This window comes from Spirosoma arcticum (assembly GCF_054779955.1).
Genome location: NZ_BAAGXG010000003.1, coordinates 1 through 22,218, shown reverse-complemented (window position 1 = coordinate 22,218; position 22,218 = coordinate 1). Strand labels below are relative to the sequence as shown.

Genomic DNA, 22,218 nt, shown 5'->3' with positions numbered 1-22,218 from the left:
AAAAATCCGTTTTGATTCGTAATATTCGGGTCATCCGCGTGCCGTTCTTTTACTACGATTATCTTTGCTGAACGTCAATGCCTAACTGTCTATTTCCTGTGCGTCAATACCTCCGCCCATTCGCTACGCTCGCTACCTTTTTCATCTGCCAGATCGTCGTTGCTCAGGTTCCCTACGGCCCCATCAAACCCACCCCGCCCGGCGAAATTCTGTCGAATCTTAAGAAGTTAAACGTGCTCGGTTCGGTGCTTTATGTGGCCGCTCACCCCGATGACGAAAATACGCTGCTGCTGGCCTACATGGCCAAAGAGCGGCTTGTGCGCACGGCCTACCTTTCGCTCACGCGGGGCGACGGGGGGCAGAACCTGATTGGCCCCGAACAGGGCGAAAACATCGGTATCATTCGAACGCAGGAACTGCTGGCCGCCCGTCGCATCGACGGCCCCGACCAATATTTCAGCCGGGCGTATGACTTCGGCTTCTCCAAATCGACCGACGAGGCTGTGCGGACGTGGGGGCAGGAGAAAGTGCTGGCCGACGTGGTCTGGATGATCCGCAAACACCAGCCCGACGTGATTGTCACCCGGTTTCCGCCCGACGCCCGCGCCGGACACGGGCACCACAGCGCATCGGGTTTTCTGGCCGAAGAAGCGTTCAAAATCTCCGGCGACCCGACTAAATTTCCGGAGCAGTTAGCCTACGTGAAACCCTGGCAAGCCCGGCGCGTGATGTGGAACATGTTTATTCCGGGGCAGTTTCTGAGCAATAAAAAACCCGAAGAAGCGGGCAATCTCATTGGCGTTGAAACGGGGCTGTTCAATTCGTTATTGGGTCGGTCGTACGGGGAAATTGCAGCCGAAAGCCGTAGTCAGCACAAAAGTCAGGGATTCGGCGTACCGGCCAGTCGCGGGGCTAAAATCGATTACCTGTTGCTCAAAAACGGCGACCTAACCGAGAAAGACCCGTTCGACGGCGTCGATATGACGTGGAAGCGCGTAGGAAATAGTGATGGGGTACAGGCGCTCGTAACCAAACTCATAGCGGGTTTTCGGGCCGATAACCCGGCGGCTTCGGTGCCTGCTTTGGTACAACTTTACGGGGCAATGGGCAAGTTGGACACGGCGAACGTGTACGTCAGAAGTAAGCGACAGGACGTGCAAAATTTGCTTCAGCAGTGCTTAGGCTTGTGGTTCGAGACCAACCCTGCTGATTATGCCGCCACGCCAGGCGAAACGATTAAAGTGACAACCAACATCGTCGGCCGCGTTGATTCGCCGGTTCGGTTGGTTAATGTTCAGTATTCAACCGGGAAAGACACGACGCTGAACCTGACGCTCAAGCCAAACGATGTGGTACTGTTCCCAACGACGCTGGTTATTCCAAAAACGCAGAAAATCTCGCAACCGTACTGGCTTGAAAAGCCGATTGAGAAAGGCGTGTTCCAGGTCGATAATCAACAGCTCATCGGCCTGCCCGAAAACCCGCCCGCGCTCACGGCCAGTTACACGTTCGAGATCGAAGGGCAGCGGTTCACCTTCACGCGCCCGGTCGTTTACAAATCGACCGATGCCGTTGATGGGGAGGTTTATCGGCCGTTCATCGTTCAGCCTGACGTGACGGCCAACCTTACGGAGCGCGTTTTCACATTCGCCGACGACAAGTCTAAAACCGCTGAAGTTGTTCTGAAGGCTGGTCGCGGCAACGTAACTGGAACTTTGACGCTGACCGTACCAACGGGCTGGCGCGTGGAGCCGGCGTCGTTGCCGTTCGACCTGAAAAACAAAGGCGATGAGCAACGGGTGTCGTTCTCCCTATCGCCAACAGCCAAAGCCGCCAACGGCAAGTTACAGGCTGTTATGAAAACTGGAACGGGTACGTTCACGACCGGACTGCGTTACGTTGCCTATAAGCACATTCCGACGCAAACGCTGTTCCCGCCCGCCGAGGCTAAACTGGTTAAGTTAGACGTGAAGGTGACCGCCAAAAACATCGGCTATATCGTTGGCGCGGGCGACGAGATTCCGGCCGCGTTGCAGCAGATGGGTTGCCGCGTCACTCTCCTCGGCCCTGCTGAACTGAACGGCAGTCTGGCGGGCTACGACGCCATCATAACGGGCGTTCGTGCTTACAACACCGATCCGGGTTTGGCCCGCTACCAGCCGAAGTTGATGGACTACGTCAAAAACGGCGGGACACTGATTGTGCAATATGTGACGCCAAGCAGCGGATTTCTGCGCAACGAACCGCCCCTGCCGCCCCTCGGCCCGTACCCGTTCACCATCGGCCGCGAACGCGTGACCGAGGAAGACGCTAAGATGACGTTCGTGAATCCGCAGCACCCACTACTGAACACGCCCAACAAAATCACCGACGCTGATTTTGCCGGCTGGGTGCAGGAACGCGGCATTTATTTTGCGCAGGAATGGACCAACCAGTACCAACCAATTTTCTCGGCTAACGATCAAAATGAAGCGGCCAAATCAGGTGGATTGCTCTACGCTAACTACGGCAAAGGTCATTTTATGTACACGGGCCTGGTCTTCTTCCGCGAATTGCCCGCCGGGGTGCCGGGCGCGTACCGCCTGTTTGCCAACATGATCTCAGCGGGAAAGTGAGCCGTCCTGACGATGTTGCCGTAGATATCGACGCAGTTTGGGTATCGCCAGCGCCATGTTGGCCTGCGTAATCAGGGCGTTGACACCACCGTAACCGACGGACCGTTGCATCAGCTCACCAGTGGGAGCAATGTACAGGGACGTGGGATAGCTGGCAACTGCGTAGGATCGGGCAACGTCGGCCCCCTCCCCAAACTCAGCGTTTATCTTATAATTGATGAAGCGGGCATTATACGTTTCGCCCACTTTCGCGTTGGGAAACGCTTCCCGATCCATTCGACGGCAGGGCGGGCACCAGGTTGTGTATACGTCTACAAATAGAGGCTTGTTCTGACGTTTGGCCTCCGTCAGCGCGGCTTGCCACGAGCCCGTGAAGAACTGAACGCCCGTTGGCGGTTGGGTGCGGAGGCTGTTCGCAGTAAGCCATAGTAACAGGCAGAAGATAATGATTTTCACAGATTATCAATAGCCCGAACAGGCGCGGCTATGCGACAAATGTAGGTGAACTAATCCCTGATTGCACTTGTCTTTTTTGTACATGGCAAAGAAGATAACAAATACTAATTCCACCGATCCGAAGGAAGAACTTACCTGGCGCGAACGATTCGCGGCCCTTAGCAACCTGCCCGCTTTTTTCCGGTTAGTTTGGGAGGTGTCGCCCGGCCTGTTCATTGGCAATGCGCTGCTGCGGCTCGTTCGGGCGGCTATTCCAGCCGCAACGCTTTACATCGGCAAACTGCTCATCGACGAAGTTGTGCGGCTGTCGGCACCGGGCGGCACTGATGATACAACATACCTCTGGACACTCGTCGGGGCTGAATTCGGGCTGGCTATTCTGTCCACGGCGCTGGGTCGGGCGGTGGCGCTTATGGACGGGTTGCTCGGCGATCTGTTCGCGAACCGCACATCGGTCCGGCTGATGGAACACGCGGCCACGCTCGATCTGGAGCAGTTTGAGGACGCTACATTCTATGACAAACTCGAACGTGCCCGCCGTCAAACCACCGGCCGCACGGTCCTTTTGTCGGGGGTGTTCGGGCAGGTACAGGAACTAATTTCGGTGGGCTTTCTGGCGGCTGGTCTGGCTGTGTACAACCCGTGGTTGCTGCTGCTGATTCTGGTGGCTGTGACGCCCTCGTTCATCGGCGACAACTATTTTAATCAGCGCAGTTACTCGCTTTCCCGTTCCTGGACCCCCGAACGGCGCGAACTCGATTACCTGCGCTACGTAGGGGCCAGCGACGAGACGGCCAAAGAAGTCAAAATCTTCGGGCTGTCGGGTTTTCTCATCGACCGGTTTCGCAGCCTGTCGAACGAGTTTTTCCAGAAGAATAAGGCGCTGGCCATCAGCCGGGCGGGCTGGGGCGTGTTGCTGACGGCACTCGGCACAGCGGGTTATTACGGCGCATACCTCTGGATTGTGGCGCGGGCCGTCAGCGGGCAAATTTCGCTCGGCGATCTGACGTTCTTAGCCGGGTCGTTCCGGCAGGTGCGGGCATCGCTCGAAGGAATTCTGCTCCAGTTCAGCAGCCTGACGCAGGAAGCGATCTATTTGCAGGATCTCTTCGATTATTTCGCCATTAAACCGCTCATTCATTCACCCAAAACGATACGCCCGTTTCCGAAGCCAATCCGAACAGGATTCGTCTTCGAGGACGTTGGATTTAAGTACACAAACAGTGAGCGATGGGCGTTGAGAAACCTGTCGTTTACGCTCGAAGCGGGCGAGAAACTGGCGCTCGTTGGGGAGAACGGCGCGGGCAAAACCACGCTTGTTAAACTGCTGGCCCGGCTCTACGACCCCGCCGAGGGCCGTATCCTGCTCGACGGTCACGACCTACGTGAATACGACCTGGAAGAGCTTCGGCGCAACATCGGTGTTATTTTTCAGGATTATACCCGCTTCAAAATGTCGGCGGGGATCAACATCGCCGTGGGCGATATTGACCAGCGCACCAACCAGCCCCGCATCGAGACCTCCGCGCACCGGAGCTTAGCCGACACGGTCATCGCTAAACTGTCGGGTGGCTACGATCAGCAATTGGGGCGCTCATTCGGGAAAGGCGTGGAACTGTCGGGTGGGGAGTGGCAGAAGGTGGCGCTCGGACGGGCCTACATGCGCGATGCCCAGCTCATCATTCTGGACGAACCCACGGCCGCTCTTGACGCCCGCGCCGAGTACGAAGTGTTTCAGCGGTTCGGGCAGTTGACCGAGGGCAAATCATCGGTGATCATCTCGCACCGGTTTAGCACTGTTCGCATGGCCGACCGGATTCTGGTGTTGGAAAACGGTACGCTGCTCGAAATCGGTAGTCATTATGAACTGCTCGAAAAGGACGGTCGCTACGCTGAACTGTTCGGGTTGCAGGCGCGGGGCTATCAGTAAGCTGCCCTGATTGCTTCCTTAGCTCATTGTAAACAAACAATGCCCACATAGTGGGCATTGTCATAAGCGAAATGTAGGCACACCTTCTTAGGCTCCCATTTCCTGTAATACCTGTTCTACCTTCTCAGCTGCTTCTTTCAGTAACACAGCCGAAAAAACTTTCAGGCCTGATTCGTCGATGATGCGGGCGCCTTCTTCGGCGTTCGTGCCCTGGAGCCGCACAATGATCGGGATGGGAATGTTGCCAATGGCTTTGTACGCTTCCACAACGCCCGTTGCCACGCGGTCGCACCGCACGATACCGCCGAAAATGTTGATCAGAATGGCTTTTACGTTCGGGTCTTTCAGAATAATGCGGAAACCGGCTTCAACCGTTTTGGCATTGGCACCGCCCCCCACGTCGAGGAAGTTGGCAGGTTCGCCACCCGACAGTTTAATAATGTCCATCGTCGCCATCGCCAGTCCAGCGCCGTTGACCATGCAGCCTACGTTGCCATCGAGTTTAACGTAGTTGAGGTCGTTGGCCGAGGCTTCAACTTCGAGCGGGTCTTCTTCCGCAATGTCGCGCAGGTTAGCCAGATCGGGATGGCGGTACAGGGCGTTGTCGTCTAAGTTCACCTTCGCATCGACGGCCATGATTTTATTGTCTGACGTTTTCAGTACTGGGTTGATCTCAAACATCGACGCGTCGGTATCGACGTACGCCCGGTACAGGGCCGTCACGAACTTCACCATTTCCTTGAACGCTTCGCCCTCCAGGCCCAGTCCGAAGGCTACTTTGCGGGCCTGAAACGGCTGTAGTCCCACGGCCGGGTCGATCCACTCCTTCACGATCTTTTCGGGCGTGTTGGCTGCTACTTCTTCAATGTCCATGCCGCCTTCGGTGCTGGCCATGATGACGTTGCAGCCTTTATTGCGGTCGAGCAGAATGCCGATGTACATTTCTTTCGGCTCCGAGGCACCGGGGTAAAACACGTCCTGCGCCACCAGCACTTTGCTTACTTTTTTGCCTTCGGGACCTGTCTGATGCGTAACCAGCACGTTGCCAATCAGGTTTTTGGCGATGTCACGCACCTCATCGACCGATTTAGCCAGTGCCACACCCCGTTGCTCCGACCCCACGATCCGGCCTTTTCCACGTCCGCCCGCGTGAATCTGAGATTTCACGACGACGTACTTGGAGCCGGTCTGGGCCATAATCTGCTTGGCGGCTTCAACGGCTTTTTCGGGCGATTCGGCCACGATTCCTTCCTGAATCCGGACGCCGTATTTCTTCAGAATCTCTTTACCCTGATACTCGTGTATATTCATGACAACTGCAACAAGAAGGGTTGTAAATCGTACTTTTGCGTGGCAAATTAGTTCTAAATGATGAATGATGAATGCAGAATGATGAATGATATCAACTGACTCATCGCTGTTATCATTTATCATTCTGCATTCATCATTCATCATTCATGAAAATGCCGCTACTCCAAACCACCGATTTACGCCGGAATTACGGCGATTTGTCCGTTCTAAAAGGAATAAATCTGGCCATCGAGCCGGGTGAGGTAGTGTCCATTGTGGGAGCATCAGGGGCGGGCAAAACAACGCTGCTCCAGATCTTGGGTACGCTCGACCGGCCCGATTCGGGCGAACTCCACATTGCCGACCAGAATGTGTTCGCACTGAACGACCGGGAACTGGCCCGGTTTCGGAATGAGAAAATCGGCTTTGTATTCCAGTTCAATAACTTATTACCAGAGTTCACCGCACTGGAGAATGTTTGCCTGCCAGGCTTCATTGCCGATAGGGAAGAGGAGGGGGTTCGGCAACGCGCTGAGTCGCTGCTAAAGACGCTTGGCCTGGGCCACCGGCTGACTAATTTACCCTCCCAAATGTCGGGTGGCGAGCAGCAGCGAACGGCCGTGGCGCGGGCACTGATCAACGAACCGGCTATTGTATTTGCCGACGAACCCAGTGGTAATCTCGACTCGCGCAATGCCGAAGACCTGCATCAACTCTTTTTCAAGCTCCGCGATGAACTGGGTCAAACGTTTATCATTGTCACGCACAACGAAGCATTGGCCGCCCTCGCTGACCGAACTGTAACGATCCGGGATGGACTGATCTGTTGAGTATATATACTTATAAGTTAATCAGAAATTAACTCAGATTGAATTATTTAGTTGCTGTAAACCAAATAGTTACGTACCATGGTAGAAATTATTTTCCCTAACGAATCAAAGTTTGAGTTTTTTGTTTTATTATTGTGTCGAAAAGAAAAGTTTTTCATAACGTTGAGTAAATCAGAAAGCCAGGAGAGAGTCTCGCTTGGCTTTTTTGTTTTTTATACGCATGAATGACGCTGACCCCTGGCTTTTCCTGAAAGCGCACACAGCCGCCCGCATTGCACAGGGGCGCACCGGTCATAGTCTGCCCACGTCGGCTCTGCTCTCCTTTCAACTTGACCACGCCCGCGCCCGCGACGCGGTTCACTCCACCCTCAATTCGGCCGCGTTGCTCGATCAGCTAAACGCGGTTCACAGCGGCACGTTGCTGTTGCACAGTCAGGCCGTTGACCGACAGACGTATTTACAGCGACCGGATCTGGGCCGAAAACTGGATGAGGCATCCCGCGCAAACCTGCAGGGTCTGGGAGACCTCACCGGTTTTGACCTCTCCATCGTCGTTGCCGATGGCCTGTCGGCGCTGGCAATTAACCAATATACCCTGCCGGTTGTGACTGGATTGATTGACGAAGCCAACAAGTTAGGCTGGTTGATAGCGCCCATGTGTGTGGTTGAGCAGGGACGCGTAGCTATCGGCGACGAAATTGCGCATCAACTACAGGCTGAGCTGCTGGTTGTGCTGGTTGGCGAACGGCCGGGTCTGTCTTCGCCCGACAGCATGGGAGCGTATTTGACCTACCAACCCCGTCCAAGCTTCACCGACGAGTCGCGCAACTGCGTTTCCAATATTCGCCCGGAGGGATTGAGCCACGAGTTTGCCGTCCAGAAGATAATGTATCTGCTGACCGAGATGAAAACCCGGCGGCTGTCGGGCGTGATGCTGAAGGACGATATGCCTATACATACGTTACCGCGTACTTCTTCCCTGGCATTGATCGGACAAATCCCAGAAACTCCAGACTGAGCAATAGCGAGGCCAGCCGTCCCATCGGAATCTGGGACTGCCAGCTCAGCTCATCGATGTGTAGATCGGCGGTCTGGCGCAGCAAAGACAACACCTGACTTTCTTCTTCGGTGATGTCGACGGGCAGGGGCGGGGCCTGATTTTTTCGGGTGGGCTGGTCTGCGGGCGTATCCCAGTTCAGTGTCTCGATCAGGTCTTTGGGACTGGTGTAGATTTGCGCTTTATTCTCGCGGATGAGTTTGTTACACCCCGCTGAAAACGCTTGATTCAGTTGCCCCGGCACGGCAAAAACGTCGCGGTGGTAGTTGTTGGCGTATTCGGCCGTAATCAGCGCCCCGCCTTTGGCGGCCGCTTCCACCACGACCACGGCGTCGCTCAGTCCGGCAATGATGCGGTTGCGGGCCGGAAACAGGTGGGCGTCGGGCTTGGTGCCGGGCTGACTTTCGGTGAGCAGGCCACCCAGCACCAGCATCTCTCCGGCCGTTTTCTGATGCACATTTGGGTAAATAACGTCCAGGCCGCTGGCCATTACCCCAATCGTGGGCAGGTTATTGACCAAACTGGCGCGGTGGGCCGCAATGTCAATGCCGTAGGCCAGTCCGCTGATGATGTGGACGCCGTAGGGCACGAGCGCTTCGATGATGTCGGCGGTGACGCGACGACCGTAATCCGTGGCCTGCCGCGTACCGACCAAACCAATCGTGCGGGGGGCGTTGAGGGTTCCTGATCCCTGAAAGTAGAGCAGGGCCGGGGCGTCGTACAGGGTTTTGAGCCGGGTTGGAAACGCTTTATCGGTGTAGAAGAGGGCCGTGGCGCCTAATTTTTCTACCCGCTGACTCACCCGTTCGGCTTCAGTCAGGATGTCGGGTTTGAGAACGGCGCGGGCCGTCACCTCGCCAATGCCGGGAACTTTGAGCAGCCGGGCCAGTGGGGACCGGAAAACGTTTTCGGCGGAGCCGCAGTAGCTGATAAGTTGCCGGATCAGGATGCTGCCCACGCCGGGAACGAGCGTCAGGGCAATTTGATAGGGATTGTTGGTGGGCACGAACGAAGTAAGCGGAATGTACGGTGGAAAATTGCCGATGAGACAATGAACACAAGCTTACCGCTTTTTGCCCGTAAAGCCAATGAGTTTATCGGACCGGGGCATCAATTATAAAGTATCTGTGAACAAACCCGCGAAAGGATAGCACTGTGATAATGATTGCGTCACATTTGAGTAAAGGCTTACGGCTAAATTTGTGGGAGAAATTACACACGTTACAAACCCAATTCATGCGCACGAATAAACTTTTCCTGTCATCAACGGCCCTGCTTTCCCTGTTCATGGTAGCAGCCTGCAATACCGAGGAGAATCCAAATACCCAGCCAACGAGCGAAGTGGTTTTAAAAAATCAGTCAGTTACGCCTGCATTAGTGAAAACGATGGCCGGGGTGAATGGTGTAGAAATTTTCTCGCTGATTGGTAGTGATGACAAACTGGATCAGTCGCCCAACTTTATATTTGGTGGCTCGGTTGACGGTACAGGGATGCTGAAAAACACCGACGGTACGTTTACGCTGCTGGCGAATCATGAAGATAATTTCGCCGTGTCGCGCATTACCTTCGACAAGACGTTCAAGCCGGTTAAAGGAGAATATGTCTTAAATTCAGATGGGGGTGTATGGCGCTTGTGTTCAGCCACAATGGCTACGCCGGAAGAGCACGGCTTCGGGCCGTTGTACTTAACTTGTGGTGAAAGCGGGCAGGAGTCCCGGACGCACGGCATCAATCCCCGCGTCGACGTGGGTAGTGCGAGCATCTCGAAAGAGATCGCCGGTTTAGGGCGGTGGAGCGCTGAGAATGCCGTTCCGCTACCTAAATCAGCCTATACTGGCAAAACGGCAGTCCTGATTGGCGACGACGATTCGGGGACTAACGGCGGTCAGATGGCGCTCTATCTCTCGAATACGGTAGGTGATCTGGATAATGGGTCGCTATACATGCTCAAGCGCACCGACGGCAACCAGCGGGAAATGGACATGAAAGTTGGTGCCAAGTTTCCCGTTGAGTTTGTGAAGATTGACAATCACAAGACGCTGACGGGTGCGCAGATTGACGCGAAGGTGAACGAGTTGAAAGCCATTAAATTTGGCCGGGTCGAAGACATTGATTACCGGAAGAAGGGTACGGGTCGTGAGGTGTATTTTAACGTGACGGGCCAGAATAACACCACTACCAACGCCGACTATTCGCGTTCCAAGTACGGTCGGGTCTATCACATGACGATGGATGCCGCTGACCCGCTCAAAGGAACACTCGAAGTCATACTCGATGGGGACGACCGTAGCGGCATTGCCAAGACGTTCCAGAATGTGGACAACATCATGGTTGGGGAGAATTACCTGTATACCCAGGAAGACCCAAACAGCTATGGCGACGAAACGCACGATTCATACATTTACCAACTGAACCTGAAAACGAACGAGTTCAAGCCGGTGCTGGAACTGGATCACCGCCGGACCGCTGCCGACGCGGCCAAGTACAATGTCGGTGGCTTGTCGAAGTTTGGTCAATGGGAATACGGTGCCCTGATCGACGTATCAGACATGGTCGGTTACCCCGACACGTTTGTGCTTTCGGTGCAGCCGCACACCTGGGTCGATGCCAAATACCAGGGTGTTGATGGAGGTGCCCGCCGGAATATCAGTACCGATGCAACCGCTCGTCAGGCCAGCCAATTGGTTGTTGTGAAAGGGCTGCCCCGTTAAGCAACTAAACGTATAGTGTTTCGCCTGACCAGACGTCGTCTGGTCAGGCTTTTTACTTCATCACATAGCTGATTTTCACGAATAGTCTCATGATCTCCCGACAATCCGAGCCGTCATTGCCCGCCCCGTCTGCCCGTCTTACTCTTTGGTGGCCTGTACTGGCGGCAGCGTTGTTGCTTATGGGGCTGTACGGGTTCCTGCGTTCGCGTCCAACGCCCCTGCAACGGGTTAAAGCGCAGTACGTGAGCGATATTGCTCAGCTCGACTCTGCCGTGCGGCATCTGAACCGGCTCGTCATTAACACTCGTCCAGTTAATGAGGTGCAGGCCGCGTTCGACACGGCCCGGTTAGCTTACAAGCGCGTGGAATTCTTGGCCGAACTGTACAATCCGGAAACTGCCAAAAGCCTTAATGGAGCACCGCTACCCGAAGTTGAAGAGGATGATGGGCTACAGCAGATCGTCAGTCCAATGGGTTTTCAGGTTGTGGAGGAGATGCTGTTTCCTTATGATTCAGCCAATCGCCCCGAACTGCTGATTCAGTTGGCCGTTCTACAATCGAACGTGGGGCGGCTGACGCGCGTCGCTACCGACAATGAAATGACCGACAGCCACGTTTTCGACGCGATACGGCTGGAAGTGTTTCGGTTGATTACTCTCGGCATTACCGGCTTCGATTCGCCCGTTGCTAATCACTCGCTGGCCGAAACGGCAAGCGCACTGAGGAGTCTGCAAGAGCACACCGGTTTTTACGGGCTGGCTGACCACGATGCAAACCTGGCCGGGCGGCTCGACCGCACGTTTGTCGGAGCCATCAGCTCATTACAGAAAGGGGACAGTTTTAATGAGTTCGACCGGCTGGGATACATTACCAACCATGCTAATATGCTGAGCGGGCTGCTGCTCGACGCCCAGAAGACCCTCGCTATTCCCGTGTTTATGGAGAGTCGGCTGCTATCGTCCTCGGCCCGAACGCTCAACGATCCCGACGCCTTTGATCCAAGCTATTTTGTCAATGCCAACGACGACCGCGCCACGCCCGCCCGGATTGCGCTGGGCAAGAGACTTTTCTACGATCCGATTCTGTCAGGAAGTAGTCAGCGCACCTGCGCTACCTGCCACCAGCCCGACCGGGCATTTGCCGACGGGGAAGCGAAGAGTCTAGCGGTTGGCTTTGGTGGTCGGCGCATCGCCCGTAACTCACCTACGCTGCTGAATGCGGCTTTCCAGGCCAGTCAGTTTGCCGATTCGCGCGTAACGTTTCTGGAAGATCAGGCCAGCGACGTGATTCAAAACACCGACGAGATGCACGGTTCATTACCCGATGCGGTGAAAGCGTTGAAAATGAACGAAACCTACCAGGCGTCGTTTGCCAAAACTTATCGGGATGGCGTGACGGAGCAAAATCTCAAGAATGCGGTTGCCAGCTACGTGCGCTCGCTGACGGGGTTAAACTCGCGGGTGGACCAGGCGTTGCGCGGAAAACCGGCTCTGCTCACGGCCGAAGAACGTCACGGTTTCAATTTGTTTATGGGCAAAGGAAAATGCGCATCCTGCCATTTTTATCCGCTGTTCAACGGAACCGTGCCGCCCGCCTATCAGAAGACCGAAAGCGAGATAATCGGCACCCCCGCGACTGTGGCCGAAAAAACCGTTGACCCGGATTTAGGTAAGTACGTAACGACCAGGATCAACATTCAAAAACACGCCTTCAAAACACCAACCGTGCGAAACGTTGCAAAAACGGCCCCCTACATGCACAATGGCGTGTACCGGACGCTCGATGAGGTGGTGGAATTTTACAACAAAGGCGGAGGAAATGGACTCGGATTTAACCTCGACAATCAGACGCTGCCCTTCGATAAACTGAATTTGACGGGGACAGAAAAGAAGGCGCTGGTGGCGTTTATGGAAGCCCTGTAATCGGAAAGCGTTAGTCCAGATTGTCCCGCATTTGCTCTAAAAACGCCTTCAGCTCGGTTAGCTTCGACATGATCCGGGCATTGCTGCGCCGGTTAATGTCGCGTTCTTTCAGGTACTCCCGAGCACCGGGTAGGGTAAACTTCCGTTTGTCGATCAAGTCCAGAATTTCGGTCAGGTGATCAATATCGGCCTGCGTGTAGATTCGGTCGCCGGCGTGGTTCTTCTTGGGCTGAAACGTGGGGAACTCCTTTTCGTAATAGCGCAGTTTGGACGCATTGATGCTCAACATCACGGCCACCTCCTGTATTCCGTAGTATAGCTTACCCGACCCTTCCATTTGACAAACTTATTACGAACCTGTAAACATGCAAGTTTTGGCGTAATTTTGCTACCGATTGCATTTGTTTATTTAACGGTCTACGAAATCATGGGCGCATTGCCCGATACTGACTGACCACCGATTTGGATTGCTATGACTTCCCCTGAAATACGCCGTCATTTTCTCGAATTTTTCCGTTCCAAACAACACCTGATTGTTCAGTCGGCCCCGCTCGTTGCCAAAAACGACCCGACGCTGATGTTCAACAATTCGGGGATGGCTCAGTTTAAAGATTTTTTCTTAGGAAATGGTAACCCACCCGCCCGGCGCGTGGCCGATACGCAAAAATGTCTGCGCGTGTCGGGGAAGCACAACGACCTCGAAGATGTTGGTTTCGATACATATCATCACACCATGTTCGAGATGCTCGGCAACTGGTCGTTCGGTGATTATTTCAAGAAGGACGCTATTGCCTGGGCGTGGGAACTGCTGACGGACGTGTACGGCTTACCCAAAGACCGGCTTTATGTATCGGTGTTTCAGGGTGACGAGCGCGATAATGTTCCCTTCGATCAGGAAGCGTTTGACCTTTGGGAGCCAATTGTAGGGAAAGACCGCATTATCTACGGCAACAAAAAAGACAACTTCTGGGAAATGGGCGATACGGGTCCCTGTGGCCCGTGCTCGGAAATCCACGTTGATCTGCGCTCACCCGACGAAGTTGCCCAAACGCCCGGCAAAGACTTAGTCAACGCCGATCACCCGCAGGTAGTGGAGATCTGGAACCTCGTGTTCATGCAGTTCAACCGCAAGGCGGACGGTTCGCTGGAAGAACTTCCCGCCCGCCACGTCGACACGGGCATGGGTTTCGAGCGGTTGTGCATGGCCATTCAGGGCAAAAAATCGAACTACGATACCGACGTATTCTCGGGTACGATCAACGTCATCGAAGAAATTTCGGGGATGCAGTACGGTGGCTCGCAAGACGCCAAGTCTGACGTTGCCATGCGCGTCATTGCCGACCATATCCGGGCGGTGTCGTTCGCCATTGCCGACGGATTAGTACCGAGTAATGCCAAAGCGGGCTATGTGATTCGGCGGATTCTGCGCCGGGCCATTCGCTACGGGTATTCGTACCTGAACCTGACTGAGCCGTTCATGACCAAACTCGTGCCAACCCTGGCTATGCAGTTTGCTGACGTGTTTCCCGAACTCAACGCCCAGCGCGATTTCGTAGCAACGGTAATTCGGGAGGAGGAAGTGGCGTTTCTGCGGACACTGGGAAGTGGATTGGGTCGGTTGGATCAGATTATTGGTCAATTGACGGGCGAAGGCAAGGCCATCCAGCCGGGGACTGAAATTCCGGGCGAAACGGTTTTTGAACTGAACGACACCTTCGGTTTCCCGGCTGATTTGACCGCTCTGATCGCCCGCGAAAAAGGGTTGAGTATAGACGAGGAAGGATTTCAGAAAGCCTTGCAGGAACAGAAAGCCCGCTCGCGGAAAGATGCGTCGTCGTCAGCTGGGGACTGGATTGAATATACTTACACAGATGACTACAGATTCGTAGGTTACGATGAAACTCAGTCGTACTCTTCTATCAGGAAGCTGAGGAAAACCGAGGGTAAAGAAGGTGTTCGCTATCAAATAGTTTTGAGCGAAAATCCATTCTATGCAGAATCTGGTGGTCAAGTAGGTGACACAGGACTGCTTGAAATTGTTTCGGTAAGGCTTAGGTCTGAAACAACGGAACCAGTTGCGATTATTGGTCACCAAGTGCGCATAATCAATACTATAAAGGAGAACGACTTAGCAGTTCTTATCAGTGATGATCGTAGAATAGAAGACTGGTTTGACGATTCATGGACATCAATTACAGTTCACGCTGAAGTGGATGCCAGTCGCCGAATGCTCACCTCCAGCAATCACTCGGCCACACACCTGCTCCACGCGGCCCTGCGTGAGGTGCTGGGGACGCACGTTGGTCAGAAAGGCTCCTATGTTGGTCCCGACGCGCTCCGGTTCGATTTTTCGCACTTTAGCAAAGTTACTGATGAGCAATTGGCTCAGGTGGAGCGCACCGTGAATGAGAAAATTCGGCAGGACATTCCGCTGGACGAGCAGCGAAACGTACCCATTGCCCAGGCTAAGGACATGGGTGCCACGGCCCTGTTTGGTGAGAAATACGGCGACTTCGTGCGCGTCATCACCTTCGATCCCAACTATTCAGTCGAGCTTTGTGGCGGTACGCACGTTCCGGCAACGGGTCATATTGGTCTGTTCAAATTCACAGGTGAAGGCTCCGTGTCGACCGGTATCCGACGAATTGAAGCCAAAACGTCGGTTGGTGCCGAGACGCTGGTCAATGAGCAGATGGCCGTTGTTAGCGAACTGAAAGAGTTACTCAAGGCTCCCCAAGATATTATCAAAGCTGTGCAAAGTCTCATGGACGAGCGCAATGCTTTGCAGAAACAGGTCGACGCGTTGCAGAATGAGAAAGTGCAGCAACTGAAGAACGAACTGCTCACCAAAGTGCAGGCCGTTAACGGACATATGGTTCTGGTGGAACGGGTTGACGTACCCAATGCCGATGCGCTTAAGCAACTCGCTTACGATCTGAAAGCAAAAGTCGATAACCTCGCGCTCGTGCTGGGTGCCGACATCAACGGTAAGCCCCAACTCGCCGTGATGCTGCCCGATTCGCTGATTCAAAGTAAGAACCTAAACGCCGGTCAGGTGGTAAAGGAACTCGCAAAGAACATCAAAGGGGGTGGGGGCGGTCAGCCATTTTTCGCTACGGCGGGCGGCTCCGATTCGTCGGGATTAGACGCAGCGCTGGCGCAGGGCAAAGCATTGCTGGGATGAAAAAAGGAGAGCAATCAATAAGCGGTGAGAAACTGCCTAACTAACCTAAAAAATACATGATTAAGCAATCGCGCAGGACATTCGTAAAAGGAAGTATAGTGGCTGGATTGGGAGCCGGGTTGCCCGAAGTCGCCCCGAAGGAACTGTTCGTTCACCATGTTTTATTCTACCTGAAAAATCCGGACAGCGAGACCGACCGGGCCAAACTGCTGGAGGGGCTTAATAAATTAGCTAAGGTGCCGACGATCCGAATGGTACACATTGGTACGCCGGCCGCTACGAACCGTGCCGTGATTAATCGCGATTACGCCTTCTCATGGCTATGCTTCTTCGACAATCCGGCTGATGAAGAAACCTATCAGAAGCACCCCATCCACGACGAATTTCGGAACAACTACGCCCAGTTGTGGGAGAAAGTGGTCATTTATGACGCCGTTGGGCCGAAGCGTTCGTAGCGGTAGATGAGTCAACCCATCGGTGTGTTCGATTCGGGCTACGGCGGTCTGACCGTCCTGCGCGAAATTGTCCGCGAATTACCCCAGTACGATTACGTCTATCTCGGTGACAACGCCCGGACGCCGTACGGGACGCGCTCGTTCGAGACGGTTTATCAGTATACGCTCGAATGCGTCCGGCACTTGTTCGACCGGGGTTGCCGGTTGGTCGTGCTGGCCTGCAATACGGCCTCCGCCAAAGCCCTGCGCAATATTCAGCAACTCGATTTGCCACACATCGCCCCGGATCGCCGGGTGTTGGGCGTTATCCGACCCACAACCGAGGTTATCGGAACCTACTCGAGAACGGGCCACGTAGGAATTTTGGCAACGCCCGGCACCGTTACCTCGGAATCGTATTTAGTTGAGATTGAGAAGTTTTTTCCGGAGCTGCGCGTGGTTCAGGAGGCTTGTCCAATGTGGGTGCCGCTGGTCGAAAACGGCGAGTTCGCCAGTGTCGGGGCCGATTACTTCGTGAAGCAGCACATCGACCGGTTGTTGACTCAGTCGCCCCAGATTGACACACTGTTGCTGGCGTGCACACATTACCCGCTGTTGCTCGACAAAATTCGTGAGTTTGCACCCACTGGCATCACAATTTTGAGTCAGGGCGGCATTGTCGCCGACAGTTTGGCCAGCTACCTGCTTCGGCACCCCGAACTGAACGTGCAATGCAGTCGGCACGGGCAGCGAACGTTTCTGACGACCGATTCAACTGACGACTTCGACCGGCGGGCGACGGTGTTTTACGGCGAACCCATTCGGTCGGCGCATCTGGCGTTGTGAAGAGCCTTTTTACTACATTTGATTTTTACCACCGAAACGAATGAAATTACAATTACTCAATCTTTGCTTGCTGATAACTCTGTGCCTGTCGGCCCGCGCCCAAAAGCCTGAACAACCTGTTATCTCCGGTAATGCGGCCGACCCAGAACTGTCCGTTACCACGCATACGATTACGTTGGGGGGCGAGAAAATTACATACAAAGCCACGTCGGGCTACCTGCCGCAACGCGACGAAAGTGGTAAAATCAGAGCCAATATTTTCTTTACGGCCTATACCCGCGATGGCGTGGCAAACCCCGCTACCCGGCCCATTACCTACACTTATAACGGCGGACCGGGATCGGCATCGGTCTGGCTGCACATGGGCGCATTGGGGCCAAAGCGCATTCAGATGGGCGACGACGGCCGGATGCTGGCCCCGCCCTACACCGTTTCCGACAATGAGTTTACGTGGTTAGCGTTCACGGATCTGGTCTTTATCGACCCGGTCATGACGGGCTACAGCCGCCCGGCCGAAGGCGTCGATAAGAAAGAATTTACGGGCTACGTGGAGGATATTCAGTCGGTGGGCGATTTCATCCGGCTCTATACCACCCGCTACGACCGCTGGGCCTCGCCCAAATTCCTGTCTGGCGAAAGCTACGGCACCACGCGCTCGGCGGGGCTGTCGGGGTATTTGCAGGATCGCCACGGGCTGTTTCTGAACGGTATTGTGCTGATTTCGTCGGTGCTCGATTTTGCCACCCTTCAATTTCTGATCAGCGGCAATGAACTACCCTACAGCCTGTTTCTGCCCACGTTTGCGGCCATGGCCTGGTATCACAAGCAGGTGCCCGCCTACGCCGACCTGAAAACGCTGCTGACCGACGTCGAGAAATACGCCCTCGGCGACTATACGATGGCCCTGATGAAAGGCGACCGCCTGACCCCCGCCGAACGGCAGACGGTAGCTACTCAATTGAATAAATTTACCGGTTTATCGGTGGAGTACTTGCTGGGCAGTAACCTGCGCATTCGGGACGACCGGTTCACGAAAGAACTGCTGCGCAAACAGGGCAAAACCGTCGGGCGATTGGATGGGCGGTTTACAGCGTCGGACTACGACCGGGCGGGCGACACAAACGAGTTCGACCCCAGCTACAACGCCACAATCTACGGCCCGTTCACGACGGCCGTCAACGATCATCTGCACCGGGTGCTGAAGGTGAAAAACGATTTGCCCTACGAGATTCTGACCGGTCGGGTACGACCCTGGAACTACAGCAATGTGCAGAATCAGTTTCTGAACACGGCCGAAACCCTGCGGTCGGCCATGACCAGGAACCCGTACCTGAAGGTTCACGTCTGCAATGGCTACTACGATATGGCGACGCCTTACTTCGCTACCGACTACACGTTCAGCCACATGATGCTCGATCCAGCCCTGAAAAAGAACGTGACCATGTCGTTCTACGAAGCCGGGCACATGATGTACATCGACCGGCCGTCGCTGGGCCAGATGACCCGCGCCGTAGCTGATTTCTATCGATCGACTTTGTCGGCTAAATGAGACTGCAAGGCTGCATCCGTGAGAGAATAGATTCCATCCAGCGGTCACACCACTGCCCGGTTCAAATACGCCACCAACGGCTGCAAACTGCCGAATGCATCCAGCACTTGCTTCGTTAAACCGGGCTTGGTGAGTGCGGTGTCGGGTAGCTTCCGCGAAGCCGTAAAGCTTTTTAGTTTCAGGTACTCAATGGCGGGGTTAGCCGCATCATAGCCTTTGGGTGGTCGTTGGAGGGATTCTTCGCGGCTCAGCCCGTCGAAGTATTTTGTAAAAGCAAGCTCAGCCAGCAACTGCTCAAAATCGCCGAGGTTATAGTCGATTTCCTGCCGGATTGTGGCCAGCACGGTCGCATCGGGCATGTAGAGACCACCCGCTACGAAACTGCCGCCCGGTTCCACATTCAAATAATACCCCGCCGTGGCCAATTTCTTACCACCTGCGTTGAACCACGCCCCAAAATTGGATTTGTACGGTGATTTGTTTGGACCGAAACGCACGTCGCGGTTAATGCGAAAGATGCAGCTTTTGGCTTGTAGGGGCGTTTCGGCAATGGCCGGGTCAAGGATGTTCAACCCCTCAATTAATTGCGCAACGAGGTTGATCAAATCACCCTTAGCGGCATCGTAGGCGGGCCGGTTGGCGTCGAACCACGGCTTGTTATTGTTGGCTTTCAAGTCGGCGAGGAACGTGAGCGTGGCTGGTTGTAACATGAGCGTCGGAGTGAGCGGGTACGTTTTATCCGCAATAATCGGAACCGTCCGGGACGAAAGCAAAACGGGTCAGTCTCTGCGCAGAGACTGACCCGTTTAATGGGGGTAACTATTGACTACTGCTTGCGGACGGGAACAACTTTGCGCTCGTTATCGCGGATGACTTCCAGGAAATAGGCTCCGCTCGGCAGGGTACCGGTCTGGATCGTCCGTTCGGCATCGGTGGCGGGTATCGTTGCCCGCTGGTACGTCCGGCCATTGGCACCAATCAACCGGAGGCTGCTGCTCCGCCCGTTCAGATTTACCTTTACCGTAACGCTCTGCTCAAACGGATTTGGATAGGCCACGACTTGCAGCTCTGCCTCTAATTCGCCACTGAATTCAGCCGCTACCCGGCTGGATGCGGTGGTTACTGGAGAAGTTCCACACGGGCCGCTAATAGCCGGACCGGTTTCCGAAGGCACGTAACTCGAACTGGTGGTCATCACGAACTTATCGACACGAACCCCGTCTTCGCGCATCCATAGGTTAAGCGTGTGCGAACCGGGCGTTGACACCACTACCCGGAAAGCCGTTGAACCGGCGGCTTTAATCCAGGTCCAGGCCGTGCTGCCATTGTTGTAATTGGGGCTGTTGGGGTTGAGCGTTACGGCGGTTCCGTCCAAACCGAGGTGGAACGAGTCATCGTAGACGCCGTCTGCCCCAGCCGCCATCCGTACCCACACGTTGTATGTGCCAGTAGTCGCGAAATTCAGTGCATAATCCAAACGCGGTCCCACTAAACTGTTCTGCACATTCAGGTTAACGCCCGTGATGGTCATGGCCCGCCCACCCGATGCGGTGCTTACATTTAATGGTGTCCAGCTACGACCCGCAGCCGCGCCCGTTCCGGCAACGGCCGTGCGGTAGCTTTCCGCTTCAAACACAACTACCCCACCCGATTCATTGAAACACGCTGTTTGCAGGCTGGTTTGGAATGAGGCTGTGGCGTAGGTGCCGCAGGGTGCTTTCACGCGCCAGTCGTAATTTGTGCCCGGTGCCAGTCCGGTCAGGCCGTACGATGTTGCATTGACGGTGATATCGGCGGGCCAGGTTGTTGCGCTCTGGGGCTTAACCGACAAGGCGTAGGACGAAATTCCGGCTACCGCGCTCCACGACAGCGTAGTCCCGGTTTCCGAGAGGTTCGTGGCGGCTAAACTGGTTGGCGTACCGCACGACGACGAGGGCGAATAAATGAGCGTAACGGTGTCCTTGATCGCCGACAGGCCATTGTCCACCGTCAATTCAAAGGGTAACGATGTTCCCGTTGGCGTGTTGGCTGCTACCGTAAACGTGATTGAGTCGGGGGTAGTTTGCAGCAGCGCCAAACCGCTGTGCGTTTTGGCGGGACCAACGGCGGTGACGGCTGCGCTCAGGCTCGACGCCGTAACGGTGTAACTGGCGGGTTTAATGCTGAAGTTCTGAAACTGGTACCGCAGTGTTCCACTCGGCTGAGCAACAACATTGGAACCGGTGGGCGTGGCGCGGCCGTAATACGTTGAGATGCGCAGCGTTTTTCGGTTCATCTCAATCGTGCTGTTGCAAATCGGAATAATCCGCGATGAGGCAGGCCAGAAACCGTCCGACGAAGTGCCAACTTCGGTTGTGAAGCCGTAAATTTTGCTTTTGGCTACTCGTTCCCCAAACTCATAGTCGAGGGTGGTGCCGTTGGCTTTGTAGCCGACTGTTTCGTAGGAGTTGCCAATCCGAAATCCGTTTTCGGCCGTCAGGTAGGTCGATGCAGCGCGACACGTGGTTATTTCGGGATTGTTATTGGGATTCTGGCTGTCATACGGGTACAGACAGTAGTTGCCGTAGGAGTGGTAATTATTGGCGGTCACAAATTGATGCTGGTCTATGAAATTCCGCAGGGCCACCGTTTCTGGCTCTGAGAACGCAGCCGTTCCCCGGTAGGTGTCCGAGGAGGGCGTAGGGGAGGAACCGCTGTTGTCGATACCAAAGTTGAACGAATAGTTGCGGTTGAGGTCCACGCCGAAGGAGCCACCCGCGTTGGCCCGCCGATTTTTGCGCCACATGCCGCCCCCGTTGGGATTGGTGGACTGGTTGTACACGTAGCCGTCGGGATTTACACAGGGCACGAGGTAAAGCTCCGAACTGTTGAGCAGCGTCCTGATTTCTTTATCGCTGTTGTAGTTTTCCAGCACGTGCCACATAAAGAAAATCAACTGACTCAGGCCAATCGGTTCCCGGGCGTGGTGCAGGGCGTTGAGTAACAGCTCTGGCTCGTTCTCATCAACGTCGGGGTTATCGCTGATTTTGACCATGTAGATCGGCCGACCGCCCAACGAGTTACCAATGGACGTTTTTACGGTAATCAGGTTGGGATACAACGCCCGCATCCGATCAAAAATAACCGGTAGATCCGCAAAGGTGAAGAACCCGCCATAAGCTCCTAAACTAAAATTAGCCGGTGTCGAAACGGCCGCAGCCCGGGCATTGTTGCCATTTCGCGCGGCTTCCCGGTCGATTCGTTTGTTAAGTAATCAAGCAGAATTAAGTTTGATATTAGTTTGAGTATTTTTCATGATGAGTTTTGTGAAATTGATGGTGTACGTTGAACCATACTCTTTAAAAATACAAAGAATAGCTTTCTTTAGCTTTGACCAGCTTTTATAATGTGGCT

The 22,218-nt window shown here is 54.6% G+C and carries 16 protein-coding genes; 10 read left to right on the top strand and 6 right to left on the bottom strand.

The features are described from left to right. The first annotated feature begins 77 nt into the window (after nt 1–77). Nucleotides 78–2,615, top strand: coding sequence for a PIG-L family deacetylase (locus ACYVHB_RS07365; RefSeq protein WP_461051055.1), 2,538 nt, complete (start codon nt 78–80; stop codon nt 2,613–2,615). Here the strand turns inward: ACYVHB_RS07365 and ACYVHB_RS07360 are convergent. Beyond that, nucleotides 2,601–3,071 carry a thioredoxin family protein gene (locus ACYVHB_RS07360; protein ID WP_461051054.1) on the bottom strand — a complete coding sequence of 157 codons (471 nt, stop codon included), beginning with the start codon at nt 3,069–3,071 and terminating at the stop codon, nt 2,601–2,603. The genes ACYVHB_RS07365 and ACYVHB_RS07360 overlap by 15 nt on opposite strands. 82 nt (nt 3,072–3,153) lie before the next feature. Between ACYVHB_RS07360 and ACYVHB_RS07355 the strand changes: the two genes are divergently transcribed. Next, nucleotides 3,154–5,001, top strand: a complete 1,848-nt coding sequence (locus ACYVHB_RS07355; RefSeq protein ID WP_461051053.1) for an ABC transporter ATP-binding protein — start codon at nt 3,154–3,156, stop codon at nt 4,999–5,001. An 87-nt stretch (nt 5,002–5,088) separates the two neighbouring features. Here the strand turns inward: ACYVHB_RS07355 and sucC are convergent, their stop codons facing one another. Then, complete coding sequence (gene sucC / locus ACYVHB_RS07350; protein WP_461051052.1) at nt 5,089–6,312, bottom strand: ADP-forming succinate--CoA ligase subunit beta; 1,224 nt, start codon at nt 6,310–6,312, stop codon at nt 5,089–5,091. A gap of 152 nt (nt 6,313–6,464) precedes the next feature. Here sucC and ACYVHB_RS07345 point away from each other — a divergent pair, with 152 nt between their 5' ends. Further along, nucleotides 6,465–7,121 carry an ABC transporter ATP-binding protein gene (locus tag ACYVHB_RS07345; protein ID WP_461051051.1) on the top strand — a complete coding sequence of 219 codons (657 nt, stop codon included), beginning with the start codon at nt 6,465–6,467 and terminating at the stop codon, nt 7,119–7,121. A gap of 220 nt (nt 7,122–7,341) precedes the next feature. Next, nucleotides 7,342–8,139 (top strand): ethanolamine ammonia-lyase subunit EutC, encoded by a 798-nt coding sequence (gene eutC, locus ACYVHB_RS07340; protein ID WP_461051050.1) that lies wholly within the window; start codon nt 7,342–7,344, stop codon nt 8,137–8,139. Here the strand turns inward: eutC and dprA are convergent. Further along, a complete protein-coding gene (dprA, locus tag ACYVHB_RS07335) occupies nt 8,072–9,184 on the bottom strand; it encodes a DNA-processing protein DprA (protein ID WP_461051049.1) in 1,113 nt (370 codons plus the stop codon). The genes eutC and dprA overlap by 68 nt on opposite strands. Nucleotides 9,185–9,414: 230 nt before the next feature. Between dprA and ACYVHB_RS07330 the strand changes: the two genes are divergently transcribed. Together ACYVHB_RS07330 and ACYVHB_RS07325 are read left to right on the top strand one after the other, a co-directional pair. Continuing rightward, nucleotides 9,415–10,890: a hypothetical protein gene (locus tag ACYVHB_RS07330; RefSeq protein WP_461051048.1), complete on the top strand. Its 1,476-nt coding sequence runs from the start codon at nt 9,415–9,417 to the stop codon at nt 10,888–10,890. Between the two features lie 89 nt (nt 10,891–10,979). Beyond that, nucleotides 10,980–12,812 carry a cytochrome c peroxidase gene (locus ACYVHB_RS07325; protein ID WP_461051047.1) on the top strand — a complete coding sequence of 611 codons (1,833 nt, stop codon included), beginning with the start codon at nt 10,980–10,982 and terminating at the stop codon, nt 12,810–12,812. A 10-nt stretch (nt 12,813–12,822) separates the two neighbouring features. Here the strand turns inward: ACYVHB_RS07325 and ACYVHB_RS07320 are convergent, their stop codons facing one another. Then, the gene (locus ACYVHB_RS07320) at nt 12,823–13,149 is read right to left on the bottom strand and encodes a MerR family transcriptional regulator (RefSeq protein WP_461051046.1); all 327 of its coding nucleotides are present in this window, start codon (nt 13,147–13,149) and stop codon (nt 12,823–12,825) included. A gap of 135 nt (nt 13,150–13,284) precedes the next feature. Between ACYVHB_RS07320 and alaS the strand changes: the two genes are divergently transcribed. The 4 genes from alaS to ACYVHB_RS07300 are packed head-to-tail and all read left to right on the top strand — an operon-like array spanning nt 13,285 to nt 18,825. Beyond that, entirely contained in the window at nt 13,285–15,996 is a 2,712-nt protein-coding gene (alaS, locus tag ACYVHB_RS07315; RefSeq protein ID WP_461051045.1) for an alanine--tRNA ligase, read from the top strand. Nucleotides 15,997–16,052: 56 nt separating this feature from the next. Beyond that, nucleotides 16,053–16,451: a Dabb family protein gene (locus tag ACYVHB_RS07310; protein WP_461051044.1), complete on the top strand. Its 399-nt coding sequence runs from the start codon at nt 16,053–16,055 to the stop codon at nt 16,449–16,451. Nucleotides 16,452–16,457: 6 nt separating this feature from the next. Then, complete coding sequence (gene murI / locus ACYVHB_RS07305) at nt 16,458–17,276, top strand: glutamate racemase (protein ID WP_461051043.1); 819 nt, start codon at nt 16,458–16,460, stop codon at nt 17,274–17,276. A gap of 40 nt (nt 17,277–17,316) precedes the next feature. Continuing rightward, nucleotides 17,317–18,825, top strand: coding sequence for a S10 family peptidase (locus ACYVHB_RS07300; protein ID WP_461051042.1), 1,509 nt, complete (start codon nt 17,317–17,319; stop codon nt 18,823–18,825). Nucleotides 18,826–18,869: 44 nt separating this feature from the next. Here the strand turns inward: ACYVHB_RS07300 and ACYVHB_RS07295 are convergent, their stop codons facing one another. Continuing rightward, entirely contained in the window at nt 18,870–19,535 is a 666-nt protein-coding gene (locus ACYVHB_RS07295) for a DUF2461 domain-containing protein (RefSeq protein ID WP_461051041.1), read from the bottom strand. Between the two features lie 116 nt (nt 19,536–19,651). Further along, complete coding sequence (locus ACYVHB_RS07290) at nt 19,652–21,934, bottom strand: M14 family zinc carboxypeptidase (RefSeq protein WP_461051040.1); 2,283 nt, start codon at nt 21,932–21,934, stop codon at nt 19,652–19,654. Nucleotides 21,935–22,218 lie beyond the last annotated feature (284 nt).